The organism is Bifidobacterium sp. WK012_4_13 (genome assembly GCF_041080835.1).
Lineage (GTDB): Bacteria > Actinomycetota > Actinomycetes > Actinomycetales > Bifidobacteriaceae > Bombiscardovia > Bombiscardovia fermentum.
Window position 1 is genome coordinate 1,491,010 of the sequence record NZ_CP129683.1, and the last position, 25,590, is coordinate 1,516,599.

Annotated in this window: 25 protein-coding genes, 2 tRNA genes and 1 pseudogene; 11 read left to right on the forward strand and 17 right to left on the reverse strand. The window is 51.4% G+C overall.

Annotated elements, in window-relative coordinates; genetic code table 11:
- Positions 1–38: 38 nt before the first annotated feature.
- Complete coding sequence (locus tag QN062_RS05990; RefSeq protein WP_369340932.1) at positions 39–1,088, reverse strand: uroporphyrinogen decarboxylase family protein; 1,050 nt, start codon at positions 1,086–1,088, stop codon at positions 39–41.
- A gap of 384 nt (positions 1,089–1,472) precedes the next feature.
- On the opposite strand from QN062_RS05990, the gene QN062_RS05995 reads away from it, so the two are divergent.
- The 4 genes from QN062_RS05995 to QN062_RS06010 all read left to right on the forward strand — a co-directional run bounded on the left by QN062_RS05995 (position 1,473) and on the right by QN062_RS06010 (position 5,826).
- Positions 1,473–2,780, forward strand: a complete 1,308-nt coding sequence (locus QN062_RS05995) for an O-acetylhomoserine aminocarboxypropyltransferase/cysteine synthase family protein (RefSeq protein ID WP_369340933.1) — start codon at positions 1,473–1,475, stop codon at positions 2,778–2,780.
- Positions 2,781–3,077: 297 nt separating this feature from the next.
- The gene (locus QN062_RS06000) at positions 3,078–3,677 is read left to right on the forward strand and encodes a carbonic anhydrase (RefSeq protein ID WP_369342558.1); all 600 of its coding nucleotides are present in this window, start codon (positions 3,078–3,080) and stop codon (positions 3,675–3,677) included.
- A gap of 142 nt (positions 3,678–3,819) precedes the next feature.
- Positions 3,820–5,169, forward strand: a complete 1,350-nt coding sequence (locus QN062_RS06005) for a hemolysin family protein (protein WP_369340934.1) — start codon at positions 3,820–3,822, stop codon at positions 5,167–5,169.
- 177 nt (positions 5,170–5,346) lie between these two features.
- Positions 5,347–5,826 (forward strand): Dps family protein, encoded by a 480-nt coding sequence (locus QN062_RS06010; RefSeq protein WP_369340935.1) that lies wholly within the window; start codon positions 5,347–5,349, stop codon positions 5,824–5,826.
- Between the two features lie 240 nt (positions 5,827–6,066).
- Here the strand turns inward: QN062_RS06010 and QN062_RS06015 are convergent, their stop codons facing one another.
- On the reverse strand, positions 6,067–6,579 hold the full coding sequence (locus tag QN062_RS06015; RefSeq protein WP_369340936.1) for a SprT-like domain-containing protein: 513 nt from the start codon (positions 6,577–6,579) through the stop codon (positions 6,067–6,069).
- Between the two features lie 249 nt (positions 6,580–6,828).
- Here QN062_RS06015 and QN062_RS06020 point away from each other — a divergent pair.
- The 3 genes from QN062_RS06020 to QN062_RS06030 all read left to right on the forward strand — a co-directional run bounded on the left by QN062_RS06020 (position 6,829) and on the right by QN062_RS06030 (position 8,494).
- Positions 6,829–6,902, forward strand: a tRNA-Ile gene (locus QN062_RS06020).
- Between the two features lie 27 nt (positions 6,903–6,929).
- A tRNA-Ala gene (locus QN062_RS06025) sits at positions 6,930–7,002 on the forward strand.
- A gap of 199 nt (positions 7,003–7,201) precedes the next feature.
- Positions 7,202–8,494: a tyrosine-type recombinase/integrase gene (locus tag QN062_RS06030; protein WP_369340937.1), complete on the forward strand. Its 1,293-nt coding sequence runs from the start codon at positions 7,202–7,204 to the stop codon at positions 8,492–8,494.
- Between the two features lie 43 nt (positions 8,495–8,537).
- Here the strand turns inward: QN062_RS06030 and QN062_RS06035 are convergent, their stop codons facing one another.
- Positions 8,538–9,179: a hypothetical protein gene (locus tag QN062_RS06035; RefSeq protein WP_369340938.1), complete on the reverse strand. Its 642-nt coding sequence runs from the start codon at positions 9,177–9,179 to the stop codon at positions 8,538–8,540.
- Between the two features lie 87 nt (positions 9,180–9,266).
- On the opposite strand from QN062_RS06035, the gene QN062_RS06040 reads away from it, so the two are divergent.
- On the forward strand, positions 9,267–9,545 hold the full coding sequence (locus QN062_RS06040; protein WP_369340939.1) for a helix-turn-helix domain-containing protein: 279 nt from the start codon (positions 9,267–9,269) through the stop codon (positions 9,543–9,545).
- Positions 9,546–9,573: 28 nt separating this feature from the next.
- Here QN062_RS06040 and QN062_RS06045 read toward each other — a convergent pair whose 3' ends face one another.
- From QN062_RS06045 to QN062_RS06060, 4 genes are all read right to left on the reverse strand, one after another.
- Positions 9,574–9,780 (reverse strand): helix-turn-helix domain-containing protein, encoded by a 207-nt coding sequence (locus QN062_RS06045; protein ID WP_369340940.1) that lies wholly within the window; start codon positions 9,778–9,780, stop codon positions 9,574–9,576.
- Entirely contained in the window at positions 9,777–10,469 is a 693-nt protein-coding gene (locus QN062_RS06050; RefSeq protein ID WP_369340941.1) for a hypothetical protein, read from the reverse strand. Before QN062_RS06050 ends, QN062_RS06045 begins: the two co-directional genes overlap by 4 nt.
- Before the next feature lie 114 nt (positions 10,470–10,583).
- Complete coding sequence (locus tag QN062_RS06055; protein WP_369340942.1) at positions 10,584–11,471, reverse strand: AAA family ATPase; 888 nt, start codon at positions 11,469–11,471, stop codon at positions 10,584–10,586.
- Between the two features lie 380 nt (positions 11,472–11,851).
- On the reverse strand, positions 11,852–12,187 hold the full coding sequence (locus tag QN062_RS06060; RefSeq protein ID WP_369340943.1) for a hypothetical protein: 336 nt from the start codon (positions 12,185–12,187) through the stop codon (positions 11,852–11,854).
- A gap of 135 nt (positions 12,188–12,322) precedes the next feature.
- Here QN062_RS06060 and QN062_RS06065 point away from each other — a divergent pair, with 135 nt between their 5' ends.
- The gene (locus QN062_RS06065) at positions 12,323–13,798 is read left to right on the forward strand and encodes a helix-turn-helix domain-containing protein (protein WP_369340944.1); all 1,476 of its coding nucleotides are present in this window, start codon (positions 12,323–12,325) and stop codon (positions 13,796–13,798) included.
- A gap of 52 nt (positions 13,799–13,850) precedes the next feature.
- Here QN062_RS06065 and QN062_RS06070 read toward each other — a convergent pair whose 3' ends face one another.
- The 5 genes and pseudogenes from QN062_RS06070 to QN062_RS06090 form a co-directional block, all read right to left on the reverse strand.
- Positions 13,851–14,888: a toll/interleukin-1 receptor domain-containing protein gene (locus QN062_RS06070; protein ID WP_369340945.1), complete on the reverse strand. Its 1,038-nt coding sequence runs from the start codon at positions 14,886–14,888 to the stop codon at positions 13,851–13,853.
- A 476-nt stretch (positions 14,889–15,364) separates the two neighbouring features.
- Positions 15,365–16,021, reverse strand: coding sequence for a hypothetical protein (locus QN062_RS06075; RefSeq protein WP_369340946.1), 657 nt, complete (start codon positions 16,019–16,021; stop codon positions 15,365–15,367).
- Positions 16,015–17,364 carry a toll/interleukin-1 receptor domain-containing protein gene (locus QN062_RS06080; RefSeq protein WP_369340947.1) on the reverse strand — a complete coding sequence of 450 codons (1,350 nt, stop codon included), beginning with the start codon at positions 17,362–17,364 and terminating at the stop codon, positions 16,015–16,017. Before QN062_RS06080 ends, QN062_RS06075 begins: the two co-directional genes overlap by 7 nt.
- Positions 17,365–17,491: 127 nt before the next feature.
- Positions 17,492–17,803, reverse strand: a pseudogene (locus tag QN062_RS06085) (TIR domain-containing protein); the annotation flags it as partial.
- Between the two features lie 942 nt (positions 17,804–18,745).
- Positions 18,746–19,267 (reverse strand): MerR family transcriptional regulator, encoded by a 522-nt coding sequence (locus tag QN062_RS06090; RefSeq protein ID WP_369340948.1) that lies wholly within the window; start codon positions 19,265–19,267, stop codon positions 18,746–18,748.
- Between the two features lie 249 nt (positions 19,268–19,516).
- Here QN062_RS06090 and QN062_RS06095 point away from each other — a divergent pair, with 249 nt between their 5' ends.
- Positions 19,517–20,533 (forward strand): aldo/keto reductase, encoded by a 1,017-nt coding sequence (locus QN062_RS06095; protein WP_369340949.1) that lies wholly within the window; start codon positions 19,517–19,519, stop codon positions 20,531–20,533.
- Positions 20,534–20,598: 65 nt separating this feature from the next.
- Entirely contained in the window at positions 20,599–21,471 is an 873-nt protein-coding gene (locus QN062_RS06100; protein WP_369340950.1) for a DUF3737 family protein, read from the forward strand.
- 48 nt (positions 21,472–21,519) lie between these two features.
- On the opposite strand, the gene QN062_RS06105 is transcribed toward QN062_RS06100, so the two are convergent.
- Genes QN062_RS06105 through QN062_RS06125 form a run of 5 tightly spaced genes read right to left on the reverse strand, consistent with a single transcriptional unit; the run spans position 21,520 to position 25,455 of the window.
- Positions 21,520–22,326: an ABC transporter permease gene (locus QN062_RS06105; protein ID WP_369340951.1), complete on the reverse strand. Its 807-nt coding sequence runs from the start codon at positions 22,324–22,326 to the stop codon at positions 21,520–21,522.
- The gene (locus QN062_RS06110) at positions 22,323–23,027 is read right to left on the reverse strand and encodes an ATP-binding cassette domain-containing protein (protein ID WP_369340952.1); all 705 of its coding nucleotides are present in this window, start codon (positions 23,025–23,027) and stop codon (positions 22,323–22,325) included. Before QN062_RS06110 ends, QN062_RS06105 begins: the two co-directional genes overlap by 4 nt.
- 4 nt (positions 23,028–23,031) lie before the next feature.
- Positions 23,032–24,045, reverse strand: coding sequence for a sensor histidine kinase (locus tag QN062_RS06115; RefSeq protein WP_369340953.1), 1,014 nt, complete (start codon positions 24,043–24,045; stop codon positions 23,032–23,034).
- Entirely contained in the window at positions 24,042–24,773 is a 732-nt protein-coding gene (locus QN062_RS06120) for a response regulator transcription factor (protein WP_369340954.1), read from the reverse strand. Before QN062_RS06120 ends, QN062_RS06115 begins: the two co-directional genes overlap by 4 nt.
- A 49-nt stretch (positions 24,774–24,822) precedes the next feature.
- Positions 24,823–25,455: a DedA family protein gene (locus tag QN062_RS06125; RefSeq protein WP_369340955.1), complete on the reverse strand. Its 633-nt coding sequence runs from the start codon at positions 25,453–25,455 to the stop codon at positions 24,823–24,825.
- Between the last annotated feature and the right edge of the window lie 135 nt (positions 25,456–25,590).

A 25,590-nucleotide genomic window follows, 5' to 3' on the forward strand; every position in this document is an offset into this window, starting at 1 on the left:
TGTTCCCGGCCGCACAATCCGCGATTCCGGACTGGGTGCTAGACGCGAAGGTCTCTCAGCGTCTCAAGAGCGCGATCGCTTGCAGGGGTCGGCACGGTGCAGCTTGGCGCCAGCAGAAATGGCGTGCCTTTCAAGGCAGCTATGCTCTCGGCAGCGTTCGCAGCGATGCGGTCTATGCCTCCCTCATCTGCAAAGTCCTGCGAACGTGCGCCAACGACGGGAACCGAAGTCAACGAATCCGCGACCTTCGGGTTTCCCTGAAGGAACGGATCCCATTGCAGAAACTCGAAAGCACCATCATCGAACCAAGCGGCGTGAGAGTCCGCCTGACATGTATGGAACAGCACGACGGCATCAGGGTTAGCCTCACGGATCGCATCGATAACGATTCGGTCATATGGTTCTGAAAACTCCAGATACTGCTCACGATTGAAATAGCCGCCGCTCACTGTGCCGGTTATGGCATAGAAGATGCCGTCCAGGCCGGCTCCGCCATCCTCGATCGATCTGACCAGGGATGCGCCATAGCCTGCCAGGGTTCGCGCGATATGTTCCAATGCGGACTTTGCCGCCTGAGGCTGATTGAAGATGAAATCCTCCACAGTGGTATTCGAATTCGCATAGCCATCGTCTGGATACAGCGGCAGATCGGCGATCTGCAGCAACACCGACAAGGGCGAGAACACCGTCTGCAGCACGGCGCGGTCTTCCAGCCTCTGCCTGATCAGTCGCGCCGCTTCCAGAGCTTCGGCGAACTCCGGGGTTTTCAAGGGATCGAGCTCCCGTATGCCTTCAATATCCACAGGCGTGGTAATGGGAGAGCTGATCTTCTTGGGAATCACGTATCCCTGATAGTCATCAGGGTCATACACTCCACCCCAGGCCTCTGCATAATAGACTGCCCTTGGATTGATTTTGACCCAGTCCCAATCCCACCGCTTAACAAAATCGACGTATGTGTCAGCGAATTCGCGAGCACCGTATTCGTGCCCGACGAGATGCTGCCACGCGCTGACCAGATAGGGCGTGCTGCCATCGGAGCTGTGATGGGCAATGTCGTGGAATGACTGACGGCGGTCTGCTGTCATGATCATCCTTTCTTTTCAGACACATTGATGCGTCTGACGTCTTAGAATTGAGGTTTTTGTTTTGAACCACAGTCACGAGGAAAATCGCTGCATCACCGGGTAATGAATAGAAAACCGCATGACCGTGCCCTTCGTCAACCTCGAAACACTGTTTTAGTTACAGACGTTCGTTATAACGGCTAATCAATCCCTGAAAGCCCCGCAATCTTGTACGCATTATCCAAAATTTCTATGACCAGGCGCTGTGTCGTTCCTTGAGATTGCTGAATAATGGGAAATCGATGGATAATCGTGAACAATCGAAACCGTGTCCCCGTGCGCCAAATCCGCTGCGGGAGACGCTGACTGATCCTCACATAAGCACCAGCCGAAGGAGCAACCCAGGTGAATCGCAAGAACAGCTTTGACACAGTGCGGATTCAAGGTGGATACACCCCCGAGGAGCACAATCACGCTTCAAACGTTCCGATTTATCTGAGCGCGGCTTTCACCATGGGCAGCGCCCAAAGAGGAAGGGACATGGCAGAGGGCCGTGAGCCCGGATTCACCTATTCTCGGGTGGGAAATCCGACCGTCGACATTCTGGAGCGCAGGATCGCCGCCCTTGATGGCGGGGTTTCAGCAGTTGCCGTGTCATCAGGAATGGCCGCGATCTCCAACACGATTCTCGCCGTCGCCGAAGGCGGCGGTCGAATCGTGGCCCATCACGACATCTATGGAGCCAGCCTGGATGAATTCGTGAGCCTTGCTCCAAAATTAGGCATTGAATTTGATTTTGTCGATGATATCAATAATCCCGATGAAGTCAGCAAGGCCATTGGCCCGAATACGAAAGCCATCTATGCGGAAAGCGTGACCAACCCCATCACCAGGGTCACCGACGTCGATCGACTCGCGTCGGTCGCGCACCAGGCGGGCATCCCTCTGATAGTCGACAACACCTTCCCCACTCCATACCTATTCCGTCCGATAGAGCACGGTGCGGATATCGTTGTCTATTCGTCGACGAAGGGAATCAATGGCCACGGAAATGTGGTGAGCGGTCTTATAGTCGACGCGGGACGCTTCGATTGGTCAAGCGATCGATTCCCACAGTTTTCCGAACCGGAATTCACCCTGTATACCGAATCCAATGGGCGTTCACGAAGCTTTGTCGAGGCATTTGGCAATGAGGCATTCCATCAGCGTCTTCGATGTAAGTTCGTGCGTCTTCTCGGTGCCGTCCTGGGCCCGCAGGAGGCCTATCTTGAGCTCCTCGGATTGGAGACCATCAGCGAGCGCATCAGCAAGGAAGTGTCTTCGGCGCTTCGCATCGCAAACTTCCTCAATCACCATGAGCATGTCACCAAGGTAAACTATGCCGGACTTCCCGACAGCAAGCAGTCGCAGCTGGTCAGTTCCTTGTTCCCAAAGGGCATCGGCGCAATTCTCTCCTTCGAACTTGAAGGGTCGGAGGATCGGATCGACAGATTCATAGATGCCACCGAGGTGTTCCACTATGTCCCCAACGTCGGCGACGTGCGTTCACTCATCGTCAATCCGGCACGCATCACTCACCGCGAAGTTCCCTTTGAATTTTGGGAGAGGAACGGCCTGAATGTCAATTTGATCAGACTCTCCATCGGATTGGAGGATGCCGACGATCTCATTGCCGATTTGGAACAGGCGTTCGAGACCGCCTATCGCGATTGATCCCTATCCCGATTAATCATCGATGGGATCAGGCAGGCCGGGCTCGAGATCGTAAGTCCTCAGATCACCAATTCATCGCCTGTCCAAACGAATCTCATCAAAAACAACCGGCAAAGACATTGTTGACCGCCATTGCGTCATATGCGAAAGCCTCCCCTGCCTCCATTGTGTGACGGTACTATGAGCTCAGCTAACAAGGGGGCGGTTGTGGTCGATACGAATGGCAGCAGACAGGGCACTGATTCGCAGGATGCCGAGCAGCAAAAGGAAAGTACGGCGACGGTGACATGGAGCCGAATGCTCGCTGGCAACAGACGCTTTTCGCAAGGAGAGGCCGAACATCCTTGGCAGGACAGGGAAACGCGAGAGGGACTTATCGACGGTCAGAGCCCAGACGCGGCGGTGCTCTCATGCTCGGATTCCCGCGTGCCTCCAGAGATCATATTCGACGAAGGCCTGGGCGACCTGTTCACCATCCGCACCGCGGGGGAGATCGTCGACGATGCGGTAAAGGCATCGCTTGAATTCGCGATTGAATCGTTGCATGTAAGCCTTTTGGTCGTCATGGGACATGAACACTGCGGTGCAGTCCAGTCTGCCCTATCTGCATTGAATGCCGACGAATCATTGCGCGAGAGATTCTCGGACGCTGATGAAAGTGCCGAAATCGAATCCGACTCAATCGTCGTACGGCAGGTCGGCGCTTCGATCCTTACAGCACAGAGCTCGGAATTGAACACGACTGACGATTATGAACGCGTTCATGTCGCCAGGACCATCGAGCATCTGGTTGCCGACTCGAGCATCATCCAGAGTGCCATCGCTGACGGCAGGGTCACCATTGTCGGAGCCCGCTACCTACTCACGACCGGGAAGGTGGAGGTGCTTTCGTTCTGAACGATTCGTACCCTCCTGGGGTCTGTGGAAAAACAGCACGAGGCGACGGCTGCTCGGCGCAGGCCACGAAGGATTGCCGCTGACACTTCGCTCATAGATGTGCGTGCTGGGCAATGACCGCTGCTCACAGTAAATTGGAAATATGTCGTTGTGGCTTAATATCGTACTGATTTTTGTATTTCTTCTTATCGGCTCCGTGTTCTCAGGCACGGAGCTTGCATTGGTGTCGCTTCGTGGGTCGCAGATCGAACAAATGGAGCAGGAGGACGCCAACGGGGCACGCGTGGGCAAAATTGCCAGAGACCCGAACACCTTCCTTTCAACCGTGCAGATTGGAGTCACGCTTTCAGGATTCCTGTCAGCATCGTTCGGAGCCTCGTCTCTTGCACCGGAGATAGTGCCGGTGATCGCTTCGTGGGGTGTGCCAGACAACGTGGCATCACCGCTTACGACCGTCGTATTGACGTTGATCATCTCTTATTTCTCGATCGTCATATCCGAGATGGTTCCGAAGCGAATCGCCATGCAACGCACGGAGCAGATCGCACGTGCGACCGTTCCGGCAATCCATGTCTTCTCCGCTGTCTGCAGACCCCTGATATGGCTCATCGGGAAGAATACGAACGGGCTCGTGCGTCTGCTCGGATTCGACCCTCAGCAGACCAACACGCAGGCGAGCGACGACGAGCTGAGAGTCCTGGTGTCAAGCAACACGCATCTGAGCAAGGACGAGCGCACGATACTGGACGATGTATTCGACGCTTCCGAGACGATCGTCGCCGAAGTCATGCGCCCCCGAGCCGATGTCACCTTCCTGGACGGCGACATGCCCCTGCACGATGCGGCTGTGTTCGTCCGGAATGAGCCATATTCGCGTTACCCCGTCAAAGGCAAGGATTTTGACGATGTGCTCGGCTTCGTGCATGTGCGAGACCTGCTTGACGTGCGCGACCCAGAAGCGAAGACCGTCGCAGATGTGACGCGCGACGGGATCTCCCTGCCCGGCACGTCAAAGCTTCTTCCAAGCCTTGAGCTGCTGCGCAAGCGTGGCATCCATCTTGCGGTGGTCATCGACGAATACGGTGGAACGGACGGCATCGTAACCCTTGAGGACATGACCGAGGAACTCGTTGGCGACATACGCGACGAATATGACCTGCCGGAAACTCCCGGCGGCCCCCGTCAGAAGCAGACCGCATTCGTGAACGGCGTCGCCACGATCGATGGCGGCATGACCATCGAAGACTTTGCCGATGTGACCGGCATAGAACTTGAAGACGGACCATATGAAACTGTGGCGGGCTACTTCCTCGCCCATACGGGGAAGATGGGTCAGGTCGGCGAGATTCTGCATTCCGACGACGGATACGACATGGTCGTCACACAGGTCGAGGGCAGACGAATAGAGACCGTGCAGGTACGCCGCAGGCAGAACATCGACGCCTCAGATCCGGCGACTGATGCCGAAAGAAATGTGCAGCCCGCCAGATAAGGGGTTTGAGCAGGTACGGTCTTCAAAGGCCCATGGACCTTCACATTTCACTGATTTGACTTCTTGCACCTGACCTTTACCCTAGTGATTAGGGTGCAATGATTAACGATTCCATCTGTTGAGCCGCACCAACGAAATCACAGTGGAATGCGTAAAGAAGAATACGAAGGAGTTCTTATGGCATTGACTTTCACAGTTCCCGGACTCGATGAAGCAGCTTCCGAGAAGATCATCTCCATTTTGCAGAACAGGCTGAGCCAGGAGCAGGAAGCGTCGCTCGTGCTCAAGCACGCTCATTGGAACGTTACTGGGCCGAACTTCATAGCAGTCCATGAAATGCTTGATCCGCAGGTCGACGAAGTCAGGGACATGGCCGACGAAACCGCCGAGCGCATTGCAACGCTTGGAGGATCGCCAGATGGCCGTCCTGAGGCCATTATCCGCAACCGCACCTGGAATGGGATCGATCTGAGCGGACGCAAGTCAACGTTGGATTATCTGAAGGCACTGTGCGGATTCTACGACTCATTCATCGCCGACGACCGCGAGGCCATCAAGGAACTCGATGAGCTCGATGTCGTCAGTTCGAACATCCTTCAGGACCACGTGCAGAAGCTCGAGGCCTTCCAGTGGTTCATGAGGAGCCACCTCATCTGAGCCCGGCAGCCTGGCAGCGCTTCGGCGCTGCCGCTCATGGATAGCTCACGTTTTCGCATAATGTGCCTTCACAGCCATCATTCCGTCGAACTACTTGAATTCAATGGAAGGCGACTGTGGAGGCACATTGCTGTCTCGCCGTCTATATGTTGATCGCAGACTCTGTGAGTTTCCGGACACCTGCATGGCTGCATGGCTGCATCGGCACCGACTTTGGAAATCCGACCTAGGCACAGGCCTTCAACCGATGATGTGATGGTTGAGTGTGTTGCGACGGCGCTTCCAATCAGGCATGAATGCAGTCATGTACCGTTGGAATTCCGCACCGTGCCCCGATGCCAGAAGGTGAGTGAGTTCATGGACCAGCACATATTCGAGCAATTCGGGTTTCAGCCAGGCCAGTTCAAGATTCAGGCGTATACGTCTCGTTGCCGGCGTGCATGATCCCCAGCGGCTTGTCATGAGTCTGAATGAGATGTTGCTTGGCTCACGGCCAACGATCGGCACCCAGGTATGCAGGAGGCCAGGGAGAGCGGCATTGAGCCGCTGCTGGGCCTGACGCCTTCGTTCGGCTGTCCATGTTTGCGCGACTCCAGACTCCGGACTCGCCTGCCGTGCCTGAATGAGCTCCTTCTCCGCACGCTCGATCCAGTCCCAACGGGCGATGATAAATTCCTCAATGGTCTGATCGGTTATGCGCCACGGTGCCGTCACGCCGATCCCGCCATCCTTGGTTCGAATTCGCAGATACATGTTCTTCACTGATTTACGAGTAATCGTGATTGATTTTCCGCGTATATCCAGCGTTCGGACGCTGCTTTTCCGTACCGTGCCCTTCGTCGCACCTCTATGGACCACACCCACTCGATTCTTCTACCATCCTTGCACTTGTCTGTCTATTGTCACGCACACCATCCGGCATGAAAAACGACACGGTGGAATTGACTTAATTTGGCTAAGAATGTATTGTATCTCTTTGTGTGTTTTAGACACACAAAGAGCGGGCCCGTAGCTCAGGTGGTTAGAGCGCATCCCTGATAAGGATGAGGTCGGAGGTTCAAGTCCTCCCGGGCCCACGCTAAATTCGATTGTTTGGCACATATGGGGCTATGGCGCAGCTGGTAGCGCATCTGCTTTGCAAGCAGAGGGTCGGGAGTTCGAATCTCCCTAGCTCCACGGACAGGGTTTTCGGGGTTATCTCGGAAGCCCTTTTTTATGAGGTTTTCCAGTGTTTTCAACGGATTCACGACTGTTTTTCTCAATTATTCTGCGTTGCATAATGACTCTTATTAGGCCGGGATACCGTAGACTTAGGTTACATTTTAGGTTATGTATCCGGCCGGAGAGGTCGGCTACCATGCCAAGGAGGAAAACCTTGCGCAGCGCTTTCGGATCAATCATTCAGAGGAAGAATCGGCAGGGATATGTCATATCCCTCGAAGCTCGTTACCCAAATCCGCTTGACCCGAGCAAGCGAGTCATCAAATCCTTCCCTCTGGGTGCTAAAGCAGTGGCGCAACACTGGCTCGACGAAGAGAAGAAACTCGTCGATGCACACATGGCAGGCACGGAAACATGGACACCGCCAAAAGTTCGTGAAGCGAAAAAGACAAAGGCAAAGATACTGTTCCGTGACTACTCAGAACAGTTTCTCGACACTTACCGTACCTCTGACGGTTCTAAGCTCACCGAGGCGTCGGCACGAAAAAAGCGTGAGGCAATTGACCATCTCAACGATTACTTCGGTGACATGATGGTTTCCGAAATCAAGCAGAAGAATGTGGAAGACTGGCTGGACGGCGATTACGTCGACGGGGTTCATGCACTCCGACGTGCCTATCAAGTGCTCAAAGCCATTGCCCAGAAAGCCCTGGCTTCTAACGAAGAAGAACCAGCTTTGCTCGACTCCGATCCATGCCAACGGCCGAACCCGAAACTGCCCAAATCCAGACAATCAATAATTCCGCCAGCCACACAGGAAGAACTGGGACTGATCTACAACGCTATGCCCGATTATTCAAGAATCGCTATCTACCTGGGAGCCGTCTTCGGCCTGCGGATCAGCGAGGTATGCGCATTGCAAGTATGCGATATCGACTTCGCCCATAAACTATTGCACGTACGTCACGCACTGACCAGAGGGGATGGGGACACTGGAACACTCTCCTTTAAAGGCACCAAGACAGAGAGCAGTAACGAGGACCTACCGATTCCCGACAGTTTCACGCCCCTCATCAAGGAGCACATCAAAGCTCATTGCGAATCATCGAAGACTGCGATGCTCATTCCCGCGAAACACTCCAATATCATGAGTCCGAACACGCTGCGCGCACAGTTCGATGAAGCGAAATTAGCAGCAAACCGTCCCGATTTGCACTTCCACACTCTGAGAGCAACCGCGATCACCACCGCCGCACAGGCAGGAGGCACCCCGAAGGAAGTCCAAGAATACGGACGCCATGCATCCGCGAAAATTTCACTGGCTCTCTACCAACGCGCCACTCGACAAGGTGAACGCCAACTTGCCAACAAGGTCTTCGCCACACTGGTCAAACCAGAACGCACCCGAGATCTCATCGAAGCAGAATACAAGGAGACACTTAAACAGATTCAAGAATTACAGGATAAGGTCAAGAACCTTGAAACCGAACTAAAAGCAATGGAATGACACTCATGGGCAAGCTGCAATAACATCACGCAATTCATACCCGTTATTTCACGCGCTGAAGAATTCCAACGCCATTATTCAATTGGGCGTCGTCCTGTAACGGCTCAAAAGGATAGTAGAACGTGCCATCTCCATCTCTGCCACTATTACCGACCAGAACCGTTAACTTCATTTCATTCTTTGTTGCGGTTACACGATAGTGGTCGGAGCTGTTGTCGGATAAGAGGGACAGGAATAAGTCACCTGACGCGTCGTAAATCCACTTCCCGCTATACTGATCAACATCCACTGGGAAATAGTCAGTTATTGCATACCACATGCCGCTGCCATTATTCCCGTCCATTGGCGCACCGTTCTGATACAGCGCATACACTGTCGTTTTGTGTTCTCCCTCTATCACTTTCGGAAAACCGGATGTGAATTGTGCATCTTTGCCATCGTTGATCATTGGACTTGGCTTGGTAGTAAATTCATATTCCGTGCCATCCTTGGCTTTCCACTTCGTTCCGACGATCTCATTAACCTTAAGCTGCTGCGGAGCAGAATCAGACGTCCGCTGCTTGCTCTGCGTCGAATTATTGTTCTCGCGATTATCAGCCGCCCGGTCTGTGGATATGCCACAGCTCGACAGTGGGACCAGCAAAGCAAATACCGCCATCGTTGCCGCAAGTTTGGATTTCATCATCTTCCCACACCCTCTTCCAGTTAGCCTTACCGATAAAGCCTTACCAGTAAGGCTAACATTACTTACGACTTTGAACATGCTGGTTGCATGCCTCACACATCATTACCCACTGATTGGCCAGCTTTCGCAAAACGGCTCGGCATCAATATCCAACGACGTCGTGTGGAACGAGAACTTAGTCAGGAAAGCGTCGCCTTTGGCGCAAATCTTTCGCGTTTCACGTATCAGCAGTTGGAAAAGGGCGAGTCGAGACCAGGGACACCAGCAAATCCAAGTCTTTCAAATATCATGGCCATATCGGAAGTGCTGAATGTGGATCTCGGTGAACTCCTACCTCAGCCTTGGCCTGATCTTCGAGCCAAATAGCGACGCGTCCGGATCCAACAAAAGAAAATCACACTACGCCACGATTGAAGGGCTTAGCAAAGAAATTCTCTACGTCTTCTGCGCTGACGAGGATGTGATGAGAACTTGACTTCCAACACCTGAACCTACCCTGAGCCAGCATACGCTTGACGGTCGCCGGGGAACAATGAAAGATGTCAACCATCTGCTCCACCGTATAAGTACGAGGAACGCGCTCTCGCGTGCTGTTAATCATGCTTCACCATCTTCGACATGAGGATTACGGTCCGCTCGAATCCTAATAGATCGGATATACCTTTCCGCGAATTGCATGTTTCGAAGGTGGATGAACGCAAAACTGGCGAGTTTCCCATCATTTGAATTGAGTAGTTCATAGGTCGAATGTCCTTCCCTCAGAAGTGCCCTAGCTCTTATCCATAAGGGCTGTTCTCGTTCTGACTCCTTGTAGTCAATTTCACCCCATTCCCAAGGACCATCGAGCACCTTCTCATCTACGATCTCACCGGTTTTGACATCTTTCTTAGAAGTCTTCCTCGAATAGTCCATGAGCTGACGAACAGACCCCCAACGTTCCTTCACTCGCACTTGGTCGTAGCCGGCTTTCTTGAATGCCCTGTGGATGGCCGAGAAGCTTTTCGCGTTCGCCAGTTGAAACGAAATGTGACAGTGCCCATCACCATCGTCAGGATGGCTTGGGAAAGCCTCACACTGTGTGATGCCTCCCACGGCGAATGTGCTGAGAAACTGTTTGAGCGTTTCTGTGATACTGGTGACATGTTGTATCACCACGTGGTATTCCATCTTCCTTGCGGACTGGTCCACGGTCTCCACGTCGCTCTCGAATTGCTCATCCGTAGAGACAACTACTTCGTTGTCACTGTCCTCCGCTATCTTATGCCGGCTTTCAGCCGTATCGTTGACCATGTCGATCCTCCATCGGATTGATGGGACTCCGGCACTGATTTTGCGGTCTTGCCGGAGTCCGTTTTACATTTACATTGCCGCTGCATAGTAATAGAAGATATGCAGCGACCTTCCTTACTGGCGGCTTCCGCTGACGCTCACGCCGCCTCGGATTGCTCCGATTATCTGTTCATCGTTGATGTTCGCGACTTGGAACAGTCGAGCGATGACTGCCTGACCAGCGATGATCATTCTGCCCGGCTTACCCGGTGGAACCACATGCTTATCGTCGGGATGAGGCTCATCGTCTCGCAGATTGCCGAGAGCCATCCGAGTCATCTCCGGAGTCGTCGTGTATCCCGATATCTTCGATGGGATCACATCGCGCAACGCGGTTGGGATGGCCTGTGAATCAACCTTCTGCGTGGCTAGAATCGTGAACATACCGGCGCTGCGCTGCAACTTGATTAACCGTGTCAACAAGGCGGTGATCTCCTCAACGACGGGACGCTCGTCACGCGTTACCGCACTCAGATACTCCTGAAACTCATCGACGATCAGCACTTCCAAAGGAGGCTGACTATCGACTGGTTGATCTTGATAGTCTCCGGGGAGGCTACGCATTCGTTCCTGCCGTAATCGTTCACGCTCACGAAGCTGCTCAAGGAAGATTGGTTTATCATCACCGATCACCGAAATTCCGGCATTCTTGAAGACATCGAACTTTGAGTCGTTCTTCCCATTTGCAATGCTCACAGCAACATCAGAAAGTGCCAGCTCAGCCGCGATTCTCTTCACGAGAACCGTCTTCCCGGCATTCGGCGCGCCACTGATCAACGCCCCGCTATAACCCAAAGTATTCAAATATACATCCGAACCTTTGATGTCCCATCCGAGATAGACTTGGCCACCGGCTGTGTCGTAAGGGCGCAACTCGAGCGAATTCTCGTCAGGGGAATTCTCCAACGGATCGCGAAGGTACACGTTGACTATGGCCGTCAATGCACCTTGCTTCTCAATCACGATGTCGTATGCACTGAATTCGAGGATGAGATTCTCGCGTTGCTCCAGTAGCCTATCGACTGTGGCAACCTTCGGTAGGCCATGAAAACGAAAACGGTATCCATATGACATGCGATGCTTAAGACCAGCATGAGGGAAGCACGTCTTGTATCGTATTGAACCATCTGGCTTCTGAACCCGTTTGTCTACGGTTAACCCGCAACCTCCTGATATTCCGCGGAAACGTATGCCTAGCATCATCGAGGGAGCCAATCCCATTACAAACAACAGAACAACAGCAACCCACAGCTGGGGATAGAAGCATTGCCAGGCGATGAGAGTGGCCACCACCATCAAACTGATGATGGTGACCAGATACCAGTGAGACCGAAGGATGTTCCTCATCGGTTTTTCTTATCCTCGCCCATGTCCTGTGCCGACTGCTCAGCAAGCGCAGTCTTGACATCAGTTTTCTCCACGTCGTTCAGCTTCAACCGCGTGCCTACCGCAAGACTGCCCAACATCAATTGCGCGATCTCATAGGTGGAACCGTCCCGACCGGAACGCTGGATGATACCTATTCTTAGCGCAGAGGGATTGGCAGCGATATGCCTCAACTCTCGATCCTTTATGAAGGCTCTATCCAAACGTTCTTTATCTAACATGACATCAATTCCATGCCACGAAGTGCCGTTCTGACGAAGCCCTTGTACCTGTTTGAACTCAATCCTGGCCATTTGATCTCCTTTATTGTTGCCCGTCGCCAGACTTTCCAGTGACACGCCAAACGATATTGAGAACTGAGGCCCTTTGTCCGAATGCTATCTTTTAGGTAATTTCCTCGAAAACAGTTGGAATGAAAGGGATACAAGATGGTTCATACGTTCGACAAGAGGGTTGCCGAGAGAATTAACGTAATTCTGTCAGACAGAAATATGCCCACGAAACAGGAACGATGTGGATACCTGAAAGCAAAAATCACCGACACATACCATTCCGACATGGGCATTAGTACCGCCTCTCTTCACAACATCCTTTCTGGCAGAACACCACTGACATTAGAACGTGCCATAGTAATTGCTAATTCGCTCAACATACCGATCGGCAATCTTTTAGCCGATCCGGAGCGTCCGAACTCCTCATCGATAAAAAGCACGCAGGTTCCGGAAATGCGATATGAGAAAAATTACATGATCCTTCAGCAATGTCGATTTACCGCTGTCGAGTACGAGAATCTGGATGTCGTAGATATCAAGAGGAAAATTCGCACTAACCTCAAGCATCTGTTGCTCAACAACCATGAGGTTTGGGCCAATAACGATTATTCAACCGCGAAATCATCGACATCTGCTGCGGGCACTATGCACGCAGGTTTTAAAGTACAGAAACCAATTAAAAGGAAAACAAAATGTCTAATTACCAGTGAACGTTTCTTCTCATATATCACGACCAGCTACTATCACGATTCAATGAGCTTCCGCCCACAAACTCTGTACAACATTGCCGAAGGAACCCGTTCATTGCAACTACGTGAGGCACTTGTCGTTATACATGTTTTTGACTGCAACATTGATTTCAAACGAGGTGCGATATTCAATAGTCGGACACGATATACAAAACGTGAAATCCAAAGCATCTTGCGAGTACTTTCTGTAGCCTGCGACGAAATCGAAATCATCAATCAAAAAATCAAAGACTTCCAGATAAGTCAAACATTAAAGCGTCGAGAAAAACGCATCAATCTGGACTTTACTTACACCGATGTAATTCACCAAAAATATCCACAATTACGACGCTTCTCATCCAATGAAGCCGCGTCTCTCGCTCTCATTATGCTAGATAAAAAACTTGATGCTCCTGAATGGTCGCCGAACTTATTCGCTGAGATGGACCGATTAATAGATTTACAGAACGATAGAGCCAATGATCATCAACTCCTTTCGCCATTATTCGGATACCATGAGAACTTCCCCGAATGCACCAACTACTCGAGACGAGGAAAGGGTGGATTCTCTCAACAAATGCGATGTCCTCTTTGCACTTTGGTAAATGGGGCAATTCACGAAATAGAACAACTGAGCAAAGACGACGTGCACGCAATCACCAAAATGATCCGAGGACAATTCCAAATCATATACAGCAAACTCTTCTGGGACAATACTCCGGAATATTTGACCCGCAACGACAGCATCGACCACGAAGCGATTCGACAAACCCTTATACAGGATCAAAAGCTATTTTGTAAACTTGCTGACTGTTTTAAAGACACGAAATGTATATTAGGCGAAGCCCTCTCAACCGAATTCCCTCAACTTAATAAACTGTTATACGGTCGTCTTAGTAGATAAACGTCCGCTCATCATATTGGTGGTTGTTGCTTCATCCGTAGAGCGAGTAAGCTTAAAAATCGACTGCCCATGGGTCCGCATCATCGGATACATCGGACGTAGATTCAACAGGTAGTAAACTCTCAAGACCACGGCTCTTGGCTACTTCTTTGGCGAGATCTCGGTTTGTTTCAAACCCAGGTTGTTTGAGTGCGAGCTTAAATGCGAGTTCCTTGTATTCTCCATTTTCTCCTCCGACACCGCCGCTTGCATTGTATACCTGATCATTATCTCTGATTGCAGCAAGTATTGATGCCACTTCATGAGAATCAAGCCCAGTCGCCGAATAAAGCTGTTTCCAAACAAGATCAGTCCGATGATAGTTCTGCGAGAGCTTTAGTGCCTCGACCATTGACGCATAAAAACCGTTTGTTAACTCGGGTTTTGTACTTAGCCACCTGATGATTTCGTCGCCAATTTTCTCGGCAGTCATGTCAGCTCGTACGGGGAAAGCCTGCTTTTTCCCAAATGGACCATAAGGATCTTCATCATGAAACTTGAGCGCATAACAAGGAACCTCGCGGCCCAGCAGCCACCCCACTTCTTGATCACACCACTTACTTTCATTGAAATGTGGAGACAAAAAAGCCACACCAGCATCGCAATCATGGAGAGCTTTCTCAATTTCCTTAAGCCATTCGTGGTCAGGCACAATCGACTCATGCGCAACGAATAACATTATGCCCCAGCTTTTTAAGTAAGAACTTACTTGGCCAACCAATGCCTTCTGCGAAGTGAGATGCGATGCGAACAAAAAAAGCGGTCGAACACCCTGTTGCCGATTCATTTGAATAGTAGTTTCAAACAACTGACTTACTGCCGGAACCAATTCTTCGACAATATCGCGTGGAAGGTCACGAATTATGTTGAGAACTGCGCTGAATCGCTCCTCATTTGACCTCTCATATCCGTCTTCGTCCTCCCATTGCCCCTGCATAACTTCATCTGTATGCAGCTCATGGAAAAGTAGGTTCACCTCATCGAAGTCGCATTCAGCCAATGTCCGTGCGACACTTCGCATTTTCGACAACTTCTCGATATCAATAGACATATCATCCTTTACTGTGGCCAAACCATGAAAATCAAATTTCCTCAATGGGACAATATCTTACATTTCTGTAATCGCTATGTTGGAATTACTCTCTCTTCAACCTATCAAATGAACGACTTTTGTTTTTCTCACTGAATAGCTATTCGATTTACAATTTCATCATTCGTTCAATTCATACGGCTAAAGGTTCTCGAATTTAGGGGTGTACTCCATCTCCAGATGGAGTACACCCCTAAGTCTCAGCACAGTTATTATTCGCAAATAACAAAAGTCAAGCGATAGGCCACTTAGTGACGAACACGTAGAGCAATGAATCCGCACTTTTTACCCTCAAAGAAGGCCGGACTTTCAAGTAGCGGATAACGGAGTACAGACAATTCGCCCAAATAGATGAAAGATGCTTTTCTGCCGATACCGGAAGGACGATTCCTGAATAAAGGAAACCTTCATCATGAATAGTCACATTCTCGGTGCCTTTACAGTCTTTGTACTAAATCATTAACAATATGCCGTGCCAGGGTAGAATAAATGTCGCTCGCTGTTAGTTCTTGACGTAGTTTCGTCGGCGATTTATCAACTAACTTTTTTGCTTCCCCCCCAGGACATCCGAAAACATATACTGGAGCATCTGGCTGTAGCGTGTGAAACAGGTTGTATTCATCGGATATACCGCTCATACCGCCGATAAAAACTGCTGCAACAGGTCTTGATTCTGTTAGCATCTGATGACGCATGTGTTCAAGACTCTTGGGCGCCAATGCTGGGTTTGCAGGTTCGTTTTCAATTCGATCTGTCCAGATAATCGTACCTATCCCATCATCCTCATATCTCTTTGTTGCAACCGGTAAAATTGATTTGAAAGTGGCCGATTGATAAACAACAACCCGTTTGTCATTTTCTTTCAATTGCTCTGCAGCAACGTAAAGAAGAAGAGGCGCAATAGTAGGATGTGTTGCGGTAACTAATTTGCCACCATTCCGCAAAACAGCTCGCGCTATGGCAACTACAGCATCGGTTATTCCGAAAGGATCGAAGCTTCCCTCCCATCGGTGTGGATCGGGAATGCTAGCGGAAATGAAAATGGTCGAACCTAGCATTTGATGATTTTGAATGTCTGCAACTCTGTTCACCATTTGCCTCCAATCGCGTTTTCCGAAACGACTTCAAGTCGACGCTCTCCGGCGACCCATTCAAGATGCTTTCTTTTCAACTCACTTAAATGCCTTGCAGTATGAATGAGTTGAGCTGATGCAGAAGCGTCGATCTGTTCCCGGGTCTCATCTAAATGTTGCAGATCTCCACAAGTCGGCAATCGTGGTGTCACGCAAACAATTGAATGTTTTCCGTTGCTTCCAGTGATGTCAAGCGCCCAATCCTTAAGAGGTACACAACTAGCTCCCTGATCTTTGGCCGAATCTTGGACTCCTCGTAAAAGAATGTTTCGTCGCCGTACAATCGCACGTGCGTGAGCAGCCTCTACCTCATAGGTGATTTTCTCAATTGCAGATCGAGTGAAGACATCGTATCCATGACTGTCCCTTATGATGTCAGTGGGTTCTAATACGAGCCGGGGAAGACCAGCACTTCCAGGAACTTGCTCAGGCTTTCCCGGCCACTGGACAATTAGTATCCCCATTACATGAGCGAGAGCGTAATCAACTTCGTCATAGACCCATTCCGATGCGTGCGCATCAGGCGTCTCAAGCAATAGCAGAAATGCAAAATCTTCAAGCACGTCTGCAATTTTCTCTTGAACCTCTTCTCCGGGTTCTATCGAGAAACGATCAATGAAGGGCTTGAACTTACGATGTGTAAGCTGATCGTGCAGTTGCTCAGCAGCAGCAAGACCATCAGTCCTCCTGTGACTAATAAATACACGCCGATCACGCTCCTCAATATTGAGCTGCTCGAGCACCATACGGGCAAGTTGCCTAGCTGGATTGCTACCAGACCACTCAAACCCATTGAATTCAGAAACCTCCTCGGGAATTTGATTCGTGAACAAAGCAACATTATCAACAACAGGTACAACCAATAATCCGTTGGCCAATGCACTTTGAAGTTCTGCCTTCATCGAAGGATCGTTTTTTGTCGTCGTCCCGCCAAAAACCAATACAAGAGATGGCGCTCCGGTAGTTACGAGACCCTCCCCAACGCTAACAGTTACTGATTTGTGAATACCGAGTTCTGTGAGTTCATCAGCAATTGCCTTTTGAAACTGATCGAGCCAATTCCGACGATCCACCTGTAGGACCTGCACTTGATACACGATAGACACAATAAAACTCCCGTTATTCATACGAATGCATACATCAAGGTCACGAACAGCTAAGATTCCTCTGTTGTAATGCACGACTGTTATCAACAAAACGGGCCCTTGCCGTTCGATCATTGAATGCAGTTTCGATATCAGATCGCACAGCTGAAAGGGAAGAAGGATAGTTGAAGAAGTGAGCATACGAACGAACGTGGTCATTCGTATCCCAATTGTCTTTAATTCGGGCAGGAAGATGTGCCGAGTTATGCAAATATGGAAGAGGATAGACAAGCAGCCCGCTTCTTTTATTGTTAATGTCGTTCCTCAAAGAGGATGATATTTCCCAGTCGACAAACTTCCGAGTCCATGTGCAGCTACCTAAGAGAACGATGGTCACGGTTGAGTCTGTGAGATATTTTTCACGAATTCGACGTTTAATGTAGTCGTCGTCAGTACTGTCGACAAAATCGTCTTCAACCGTCACACCAACTGAACGGGCGATGAATTCCGACCCGAATGACTCAATGAATTGTCCAACTTCGGACATATCACCAACATGATATGAAATGAAACATTTGTGCCGTGTTGGGTCACTGTTTCTGGATGCCGCCCGTTCCGCAATCCGTTGTAACTGGAACATCTCTCCTGTAGCTGACATTTCTCTCCCCTGTTAGATACCTCTGGACAAGAATTCTAGCAGTGGTTACCCTCAGAATGTTTGCTATTACGAGTATTTACTCATATTCAAGTCGGCATAATCACAAAGCAGTGAAGCCTGCTGATACTCCCAATCGTATTGAAACTATCGTCTCTTTCTGTGAACAAACCTGTCGCCGCATATCCCATGAGGGAAAGGCCAAGAAGCGCGCAATTTCATCTTGCTACTATCGTTTGCGTTCTGTGGGTTCACAAGATCACGTACATATATGATTTATTCAAGTACAGAAGTCGACAGACTAATGCTATCATAGGTTATGAAATAGGTTACACAGCAGTCCTTACATAACTCAGACAACTGAAATAAAAGCAAAGCTGAACCACCTACAGGAACCCGGCTAGCTCCACAGTTATTTAAGGGCCGGTTATGAAAGACCGGCCATTCTTATTGCAATTTCAGTGAGGTATCCTAATCTTTGGGTGCTCCTCTTCACTCTATCTGCCGATTATCTGCAGTGCCTGAGAGCCATTCGTAATAGCAACACCTGCACTCGGCTCCGATAACACCTGAGTAATATGTTCATGATTCACCATGACCAATCGGTTGTTCCTTCCCTTTCCACGATAGTTGCATGTTGCAACAAACATAACAAGACAACGATCCGTTCGCTGCATTCTCTCGGCACTTCGCACCTGTTGTGCGTAGGATGCTTTATCTGACACTATATTCTCAACTAGAAGCTCCTATATTTCAGAATTGACGGCAGCCGGCATCCTATTGCATCTGTAACTTTTCACTTAGAGACCAAATTGGCACATGGTATCCTCCATGATTAAACAGCCTTTTCCTACTGAAATGATCGGCTGACATCATGCCACTCAATCCTTAATATATTGCGTAAAGATTCAAAGACCTTTCACGCGCCTGGGCATGGATGTCTGGTCACAGGGCTGAGCTGCCCCGGGATTCGCCCGTCTGCAGGAGCTGGGCATCTCGAGAGGATACATCAGCGGAGTCGGAACCGCACTGCGGAGATTCCCCAGGGACACCTGCTTTATCGTCGCAGCGGCATTCCTTGTAGAGTTCGAACAGATCGGCATCACGGCCCTTGAGCTGATCCTCATACATTGAGATCTTATGTCTGACCAGATCAAGATTGGTCTGATAATGCGCCAGTTTCTCGGTAAGGTGACGCTCATGCTTGCGCATGATCTCAAGCAGTTCACCTTCCGCCCCCTCGACCCCGCGACGTCTGAGGCTCACATATCGCGACAGATCGGCGACCGGCATATCGGTGCTGCGCATATGGTGAATGAATTGCAGCCACAGGAGATCATCGTCACTGTAGTACCGTCTGCCGCTGGGATGCCGCCTTGCCGTCAGCAGCCCCTCATTCTCGTAATATCGCAGTGTCGGCGCGGTCATTCCCGTAGCCTCCGCAGCCTGCCCGATCGAATATTCCACCAGCAAACCTCTCCATCCACTTGACTTAAAGTTCACTTTAAGTTTTAGACTATGTTAGGTCAACGACACGACACATCAGAGAGACTGTGTTCACGGTGCAGATCATGGATTATGAGCCACTGCAAGCAACATTTCCATACTTCGCCGTCCGCACAAACAGTAAGACGCGACGGCGCATGCCAGACAGCTGCACTTGACTCACGGCCACGCACACGGTGAATGCACCGATCCATTCGAAAGGGAAGCATCATGCAGTACGTTTCATTAGGAGTATCAGGAATACAGGTTTCACCCATCTTCCTCGGAGGAATGTCCTTCGGTGAACCTGACCCCAATCAGCATCAGTGGACGGTGGATCCGGACACCACGCGCAGCATCATCGCCAAGGCCATCGATCTGGGTATCAATGCCATAGATACCGCGAACTGCTACGCCAATGGAAGCAGCGAGACGTATATTGGCGAGGCACTCAAGGCACTTGGGGTGAACCGTGAGAACGTGGTGTTGGCAAGCAAAGTCTACTTCAATGAGGGGCACTCCTCGGCGGAGGCGATCAAGCGCGAGATCGAAGGCAGCCTGCGGCGTCTCGGCACCGAGTACCTTGACCTCTACATCCTGCATCGCTTCGACTACGGCACTCCCATCGAGGAAAGCATGCAGGCTCTCGACGATCTGGTGAAGGAGGGCAAGGTCCGTGCGTTGGGAGCGAGCGAAATGTATGGATATCAGTATCACAACCTTCAGAAAGCCGCGCATGCCAACGGATGGACACCGCTGTCAAGCCTGCAGTGCCACTACAACCTGCTCTACCGCGAGGACGAACGTGAGCTTCTGCCCGTAGCCCGGCAGTATGGGGCCTTGCCGACGCCTTACAGCCCGTTGGCCTCCGGTCATCTTGCCCGCAGCACCTGGGATTCAGATTCACTGCGAGGAACGACCGATGCTGTTGTACGCGACAAATACGATGCCGCAAGAAATCAGGATCAACCGATCATCGAACGCGTCGCACATCTCGCTCAGAAGCATGGCGTCAGCATGGCCCAAATTGCGCTGTCGTGGCAGTGGTCACATGGAGCTTCCTCACCCATTGTCGGATGCTCTTCCCCCGAGCGCGTCGAAGAAGCGGTCAAAGCGCTGGACGTGCATCTCGAAGAAGGCGACATCCAGTATCTTGAGTCACCCTATGTAGCGCATGAACTGGTCGGCCCACTGGCGAGGCCCGGCGAGAAACACTTGGCAGGGACCACCAAGCCGGAGCACCGCTAGACCAGAAATCCGTGCAGGCAGGAGCTCCTACCGACACAGGCAGGAATCCACAACCAGGAAGCAAGATGACAAACTATCACGATGCCTTTTTCGAGGGAGAACGCTCGCTGTTCGCCGAACATGATGCGACGATCACCAGTGTCACCTTCGGCGAAGGCGAGTCCCCCCTCAAGGAAAGCCGGAACATCGCTCTGGACTCGACGGTCTTCCAATGGAAGTATCCGTTGTGGTACAGCCGTCACATCACCGTGAGACGCTCGATCTTCGAAAGCATGTCACGTTCCGGAATCTGGTACACCGACGACATCTCATTGGCCGACACCACCTGCCAGGCACCCAAACTCTTCAGACGATGCAACAGGGTGGATCTTGAACGCGTGCACTTCTCCGATGCGGAGGAAACCCTCTGGCACTGCCGGGACATCCACATCCACGACGTGCAGGCTAATGGCGACTATCTGGGAATGGACTGCGATGGCGTATATGCCGAACACCTCGACGTCGTCGGCAACTATGTCTTCGATGGCGCGCGCAATCTGGAAATCCACGATTCGACATTCGTCTCGAAAGATGCCTTCTGGAACTGCGAGAACGTTGCCATCTACGACTCCGTAATCAATGGGGAATACCTTGGCTGGAACACCAAAAACCTCACCTTGGTCAACTGCACCATCCGAAGCAACCAGGGTCTGTGCTACATCGATCATCTCACGATGAGGAATTGCAGGCTGTTGCACACCGATCTCGCATTCGAGTACTGCACAGATATCGATGCAGACATCCGATCTTCAATCATGAGCGTGAAGAACCCAATCAGCGGCATCATCCGAGCCGAGCGCATCGACTCACTGATCATGGATCGTCATGTGGTCGATCCCACCAAGACGAAAATCGAGATCACGCAGATACCCGCCACCGTCGACTCATCGAATATCTGAGCGCGTCAGTTCGGTCCAGCACCGCCATCTGCGACTGCGACGAAGCGATCACATACGATCGGCTATGAACTGCCCTGCCTTGGTGAAGCATCGCGTATAGATCAGCGTCATAATCAGTGCATCCCCCATCATGGTGATGGCGCTCAACGCGGCGAGGACGACGAACTGATATTTTGCAGCCTCCAAGGGATTGCCTCCTGCCATGATCTGACCTGCCATCATTCCCGGGATGAGAACTACGCCACTTGAAGCCAGCTGCGCGATTGTCGGAATGAGCCCGAGTCTGACAGCCGCGACAATGGAGGGCTTGGCCGCCTCGAAAGGACTCGCACCAAGACTGAGATATACTTCGATCTCATATCGTCGTGATGTCATATCCGAAAAGAACCGGCTCATGGCCACTGCAACCGCAGCCACAAGATTTCCCAACATCATTCCGGTAACCGGAATGAGAATCTGCGGCGCGAACCATGGTGCGGGCCTGATAATCAACTCACTGACCACACCATCGACGATGAGCACGCTGGCGATCAAGGTCAGAAGCACCGGAAACACCAGTCCGTGAGGTATGTCATCAGCCCGGCTCAGCGTAATCTGCACCGCGGCGAGCACCATTACCAACAGCAAAGCGGCGACGATCCACGGATTATTCATCCTGATCACGTACTCGATGATGTATCCCATGGCGAGCAACTGGAACAGGGAGCGCAAGGTGGACCAGAGCATCGATTTGGCGATTCCAAGTTTCATGACCACGGTCAGAGCCGCAGCCAAAACAACCAAAATCAGAGTGATCAACAGGCCCCAGATATCAATGTCGTAGACGCCGGTCGCAACATTCGATGCGAGTTTCACAGTGCGCCTCCTTCAGACAAGCTGCCTTGTTCCAATCGAAGCGTTCGCGACGCCAATCCATCTGCATCCCTGTGCCGCACGCGCAGGACGGCCATGCCTGTGCTCTTGGATGTTCTCTCCAAAAGGCAGGCAACCATCGTTGCACTGTCCGAATCAAGACCGGCATCAACCTCGTCGCTGAGCAGGACTTTGGGTTTCAGCAGCAAGCTGCGAAGCAGACAAACCCGCGCCTGCTGCCCCACCGAAAGCGATAAGGGATTTCGGTCAAGCTCTACATCCTGCAATCCGAGGACATCCAGGCCTTTCCTGAGCTCCAACGGGGAGGGACGTTCCCGCGAATTGACGCTACTCCTGCTGAAACGGCCTCTTCCAAAAGAGAAGCCGAGCAGAAGTGACCCAATCACCGTTCGAGAAGTCAGGGTAGGTCGTTGAGGAAGATAGACGACCTGTCTCCTCCACTCCTGCGGATTGAAATCACGGCAGCTGCATCCTTCGAGATCCATCATTGCGCAAGCATCGGGATCCAGCATGGCAAGAGCCGTGAGCAGATGCGACTTTCCGGAACCTGACGGACCGATGAGATCGACGATCTCCCCTCGCCCGAGCTGCAGCGAAAGCCCTGAAAACAGAATTTTTGGTTGTGTATTCGGGCCATCCTGCCCGAATACACACGACAAATCCTCGGCTTTGAAGTATTCCACGCGTCTATTGCCTCGATTTCTTGGACACCGTTGGCAGTGTAATCATGATTGCCGTCCCATCTCCATCAAACTGGACGACGGATATTCTCCCCTTATAACGTGACAGTACGTCACGGGTCAGTGCCAGCCCCAGACCATACCCGCGCTGTCCACTGTCTGTATCCGCCCTTGCGAACCGAGCGAAATAACGCTCAGGATCGCCCGTCATGCCCACACCATGATCACGAATCGTCACGTTGACCATTCCCTTGTCCTCTTTCGCCGTAACCTCGATAACCGAGTGCTCCGGTGAATGAGCCAGCGCATTGTCGAGAATCGCCACAAGGCAGCGTACGATGCCCGTCTCTCCGGCCATCACCGTGATTGCGGATTCTGGCACATCAAGAACAATGGCAATGGCACGTTGATTCGCCAACACCTCCAACGCCCTGACGGCCTCCTGGATGCTCCTGCGCATATCCACCGGACGTGGGCTGTTGGCATCTTGCGCCGCCACTAACAGATCGTTGATAACCCCATCCATTCTGGCAATGTCGTTCCCGAGCTCATCCAATGCCTGACCAACGTCTTTGCCATGCTCGACGCGATGCTTGATCAGCTCACCACGAGCACCGATAATCGCCAAAGGGGTTTTCAATTCATGACTGGCATCAGCAACAAAATTTCGTTGCAATCTCATGGCTTCATCCAGCGGACGGATTTCTTGACGCGCCAAAAACCAAGCGATAATCCCCGTGGTGGCGATAATGCCGACGACAAACAGCACGACGAGAATCAAGGCTTTTTCGGAATCAATGACCAGAGTACCGTTGAACAATATTCCAGAGGTCACATCATCAGGGCTGATGCCCCGTTCGCTGAACTCGTGCCGGGATCCAAGAATGATGCCAACGGTCATCACCAGCGCTCCTATGATCGTCGTCACACTCATAGCGAGCATCATGCGTAGGGTGATGGATCTGATCGCCTTCACTCCCGGCAGTCGCCCTTCGCGTTTCGAATCACCATGAGAAATCATGTCAGCTCACCTTCCCTGGGAGCACCCAGACAATATCCTTTGCTCCTGACCGTTATGATGAGTTTTCTGGTCGTTTTTGCCCTGATGTATGAGACGTAGGCGTCAACCGTGCCTTCCACCGCATCTTGCCTGAACGCGGCACGAAGGAGCTCACTTCTGGTAAAGATTCGATCCGGATCGATGCACATTGTCCTGAGTAGGGATACCTCCGCAGGCGTGAGTTGGATGCTGAGACCTTCAGGTGACTTGACCACACCTTTTTCCGCCTGAAAGTTCCAATCTCCGATGTCATATGACTGCATCTCGGCATGATAGCCGCGAAGCATCGTCCTGAGGCGGGCATTCAACTCCTCGAAACGAAAGGGCTTGGTCAGATAGTCGTTGGCACCTCCGTCCAAGCCAGAAACGATGTCCTCAGTAGAGGCAAGAGCTGTAAGCATCAACATTGGCACGGTGATTCCCCTTCTGCGCGCAGAGCGCACAAAATCCAAGCCATCCATATCCGGCAGACGTCGATCGACTATGGCTGCATCGTATCTGTCCATATCCAGATGCTCGCGCGCCTGCACCGCAGTCGTGACCCAATCGACGCGGTAATCGTCCTCCAGGAGTTCGCTGAGGATGCCCCCCATGCGCAAATCATCCTCAATCAGCAGCACAAGGGGTTGAAACAGCTTCGAAGGATCAGACATGGCATAAGATTGGTGCCGATTATCCTTGTTACTCATTGTTCCTTCCTATGCCAATCTGTTGAATCACTCGTGCAATCATCGCTGGTCAGCGATAAGACAGCCTTGCCGCAACGGCTTTGATGAGCAGCGGGATGATTGAGACGAGCACGATCAACAGACATACCATCTCCACATGATCCGCTATCAATGGTATGCGCCCAAGGAGATACCCCATGACCGGCACGGTGATGCCCCAGATGAGGGCTCCTACGAAGTTTGCAATCGCAAAGCGACGATGGTCATATCCAGCCATGCCAATGGCGAAGGGAACAAAAGTGCGCAGAATGGGTACAAATCGAGCGAAGACTATGGCCTTTCCTCCGTGCTTATCGAAAAATCGCTTCGCCCTGTCAAGCCGGTCGGCATTCCCGCCTTGCATCCATGACTTGATTTTCTGAATATCTCCGCTTCGTTTGCCGATTTCGTAACCAAGCTGGTCACCGACGAATGCGCAGATGACGACGACCATGCAGATCAGCCACAAAGCCGTGCCCGCCATCGAGGAATCGCTCATCGCAGTGGAGGAGGCGATCATACCAAGAAGAAAGACCAGCGAATCTCCCGGAAGGAAGAAACCGATCAACAGCCCGGATTCCGCGAAGATGATTATGCACGACACCAGCAAAGCCCACGGCCCTGCGGCATTGACGATGAATTCGGGACTGAGAAATGACTGCATGCTCTGATCCTTCCAGCGAGGTCTGTTCCTTATGAATCGTGACCATGCTCTCAGGCGCGCACTAAGAGAACACTAAGAATCCCTTGGCCCTGTCCGCGATTGCTCACCGCGCCATCTCACCAGAGTCTTGAGGAA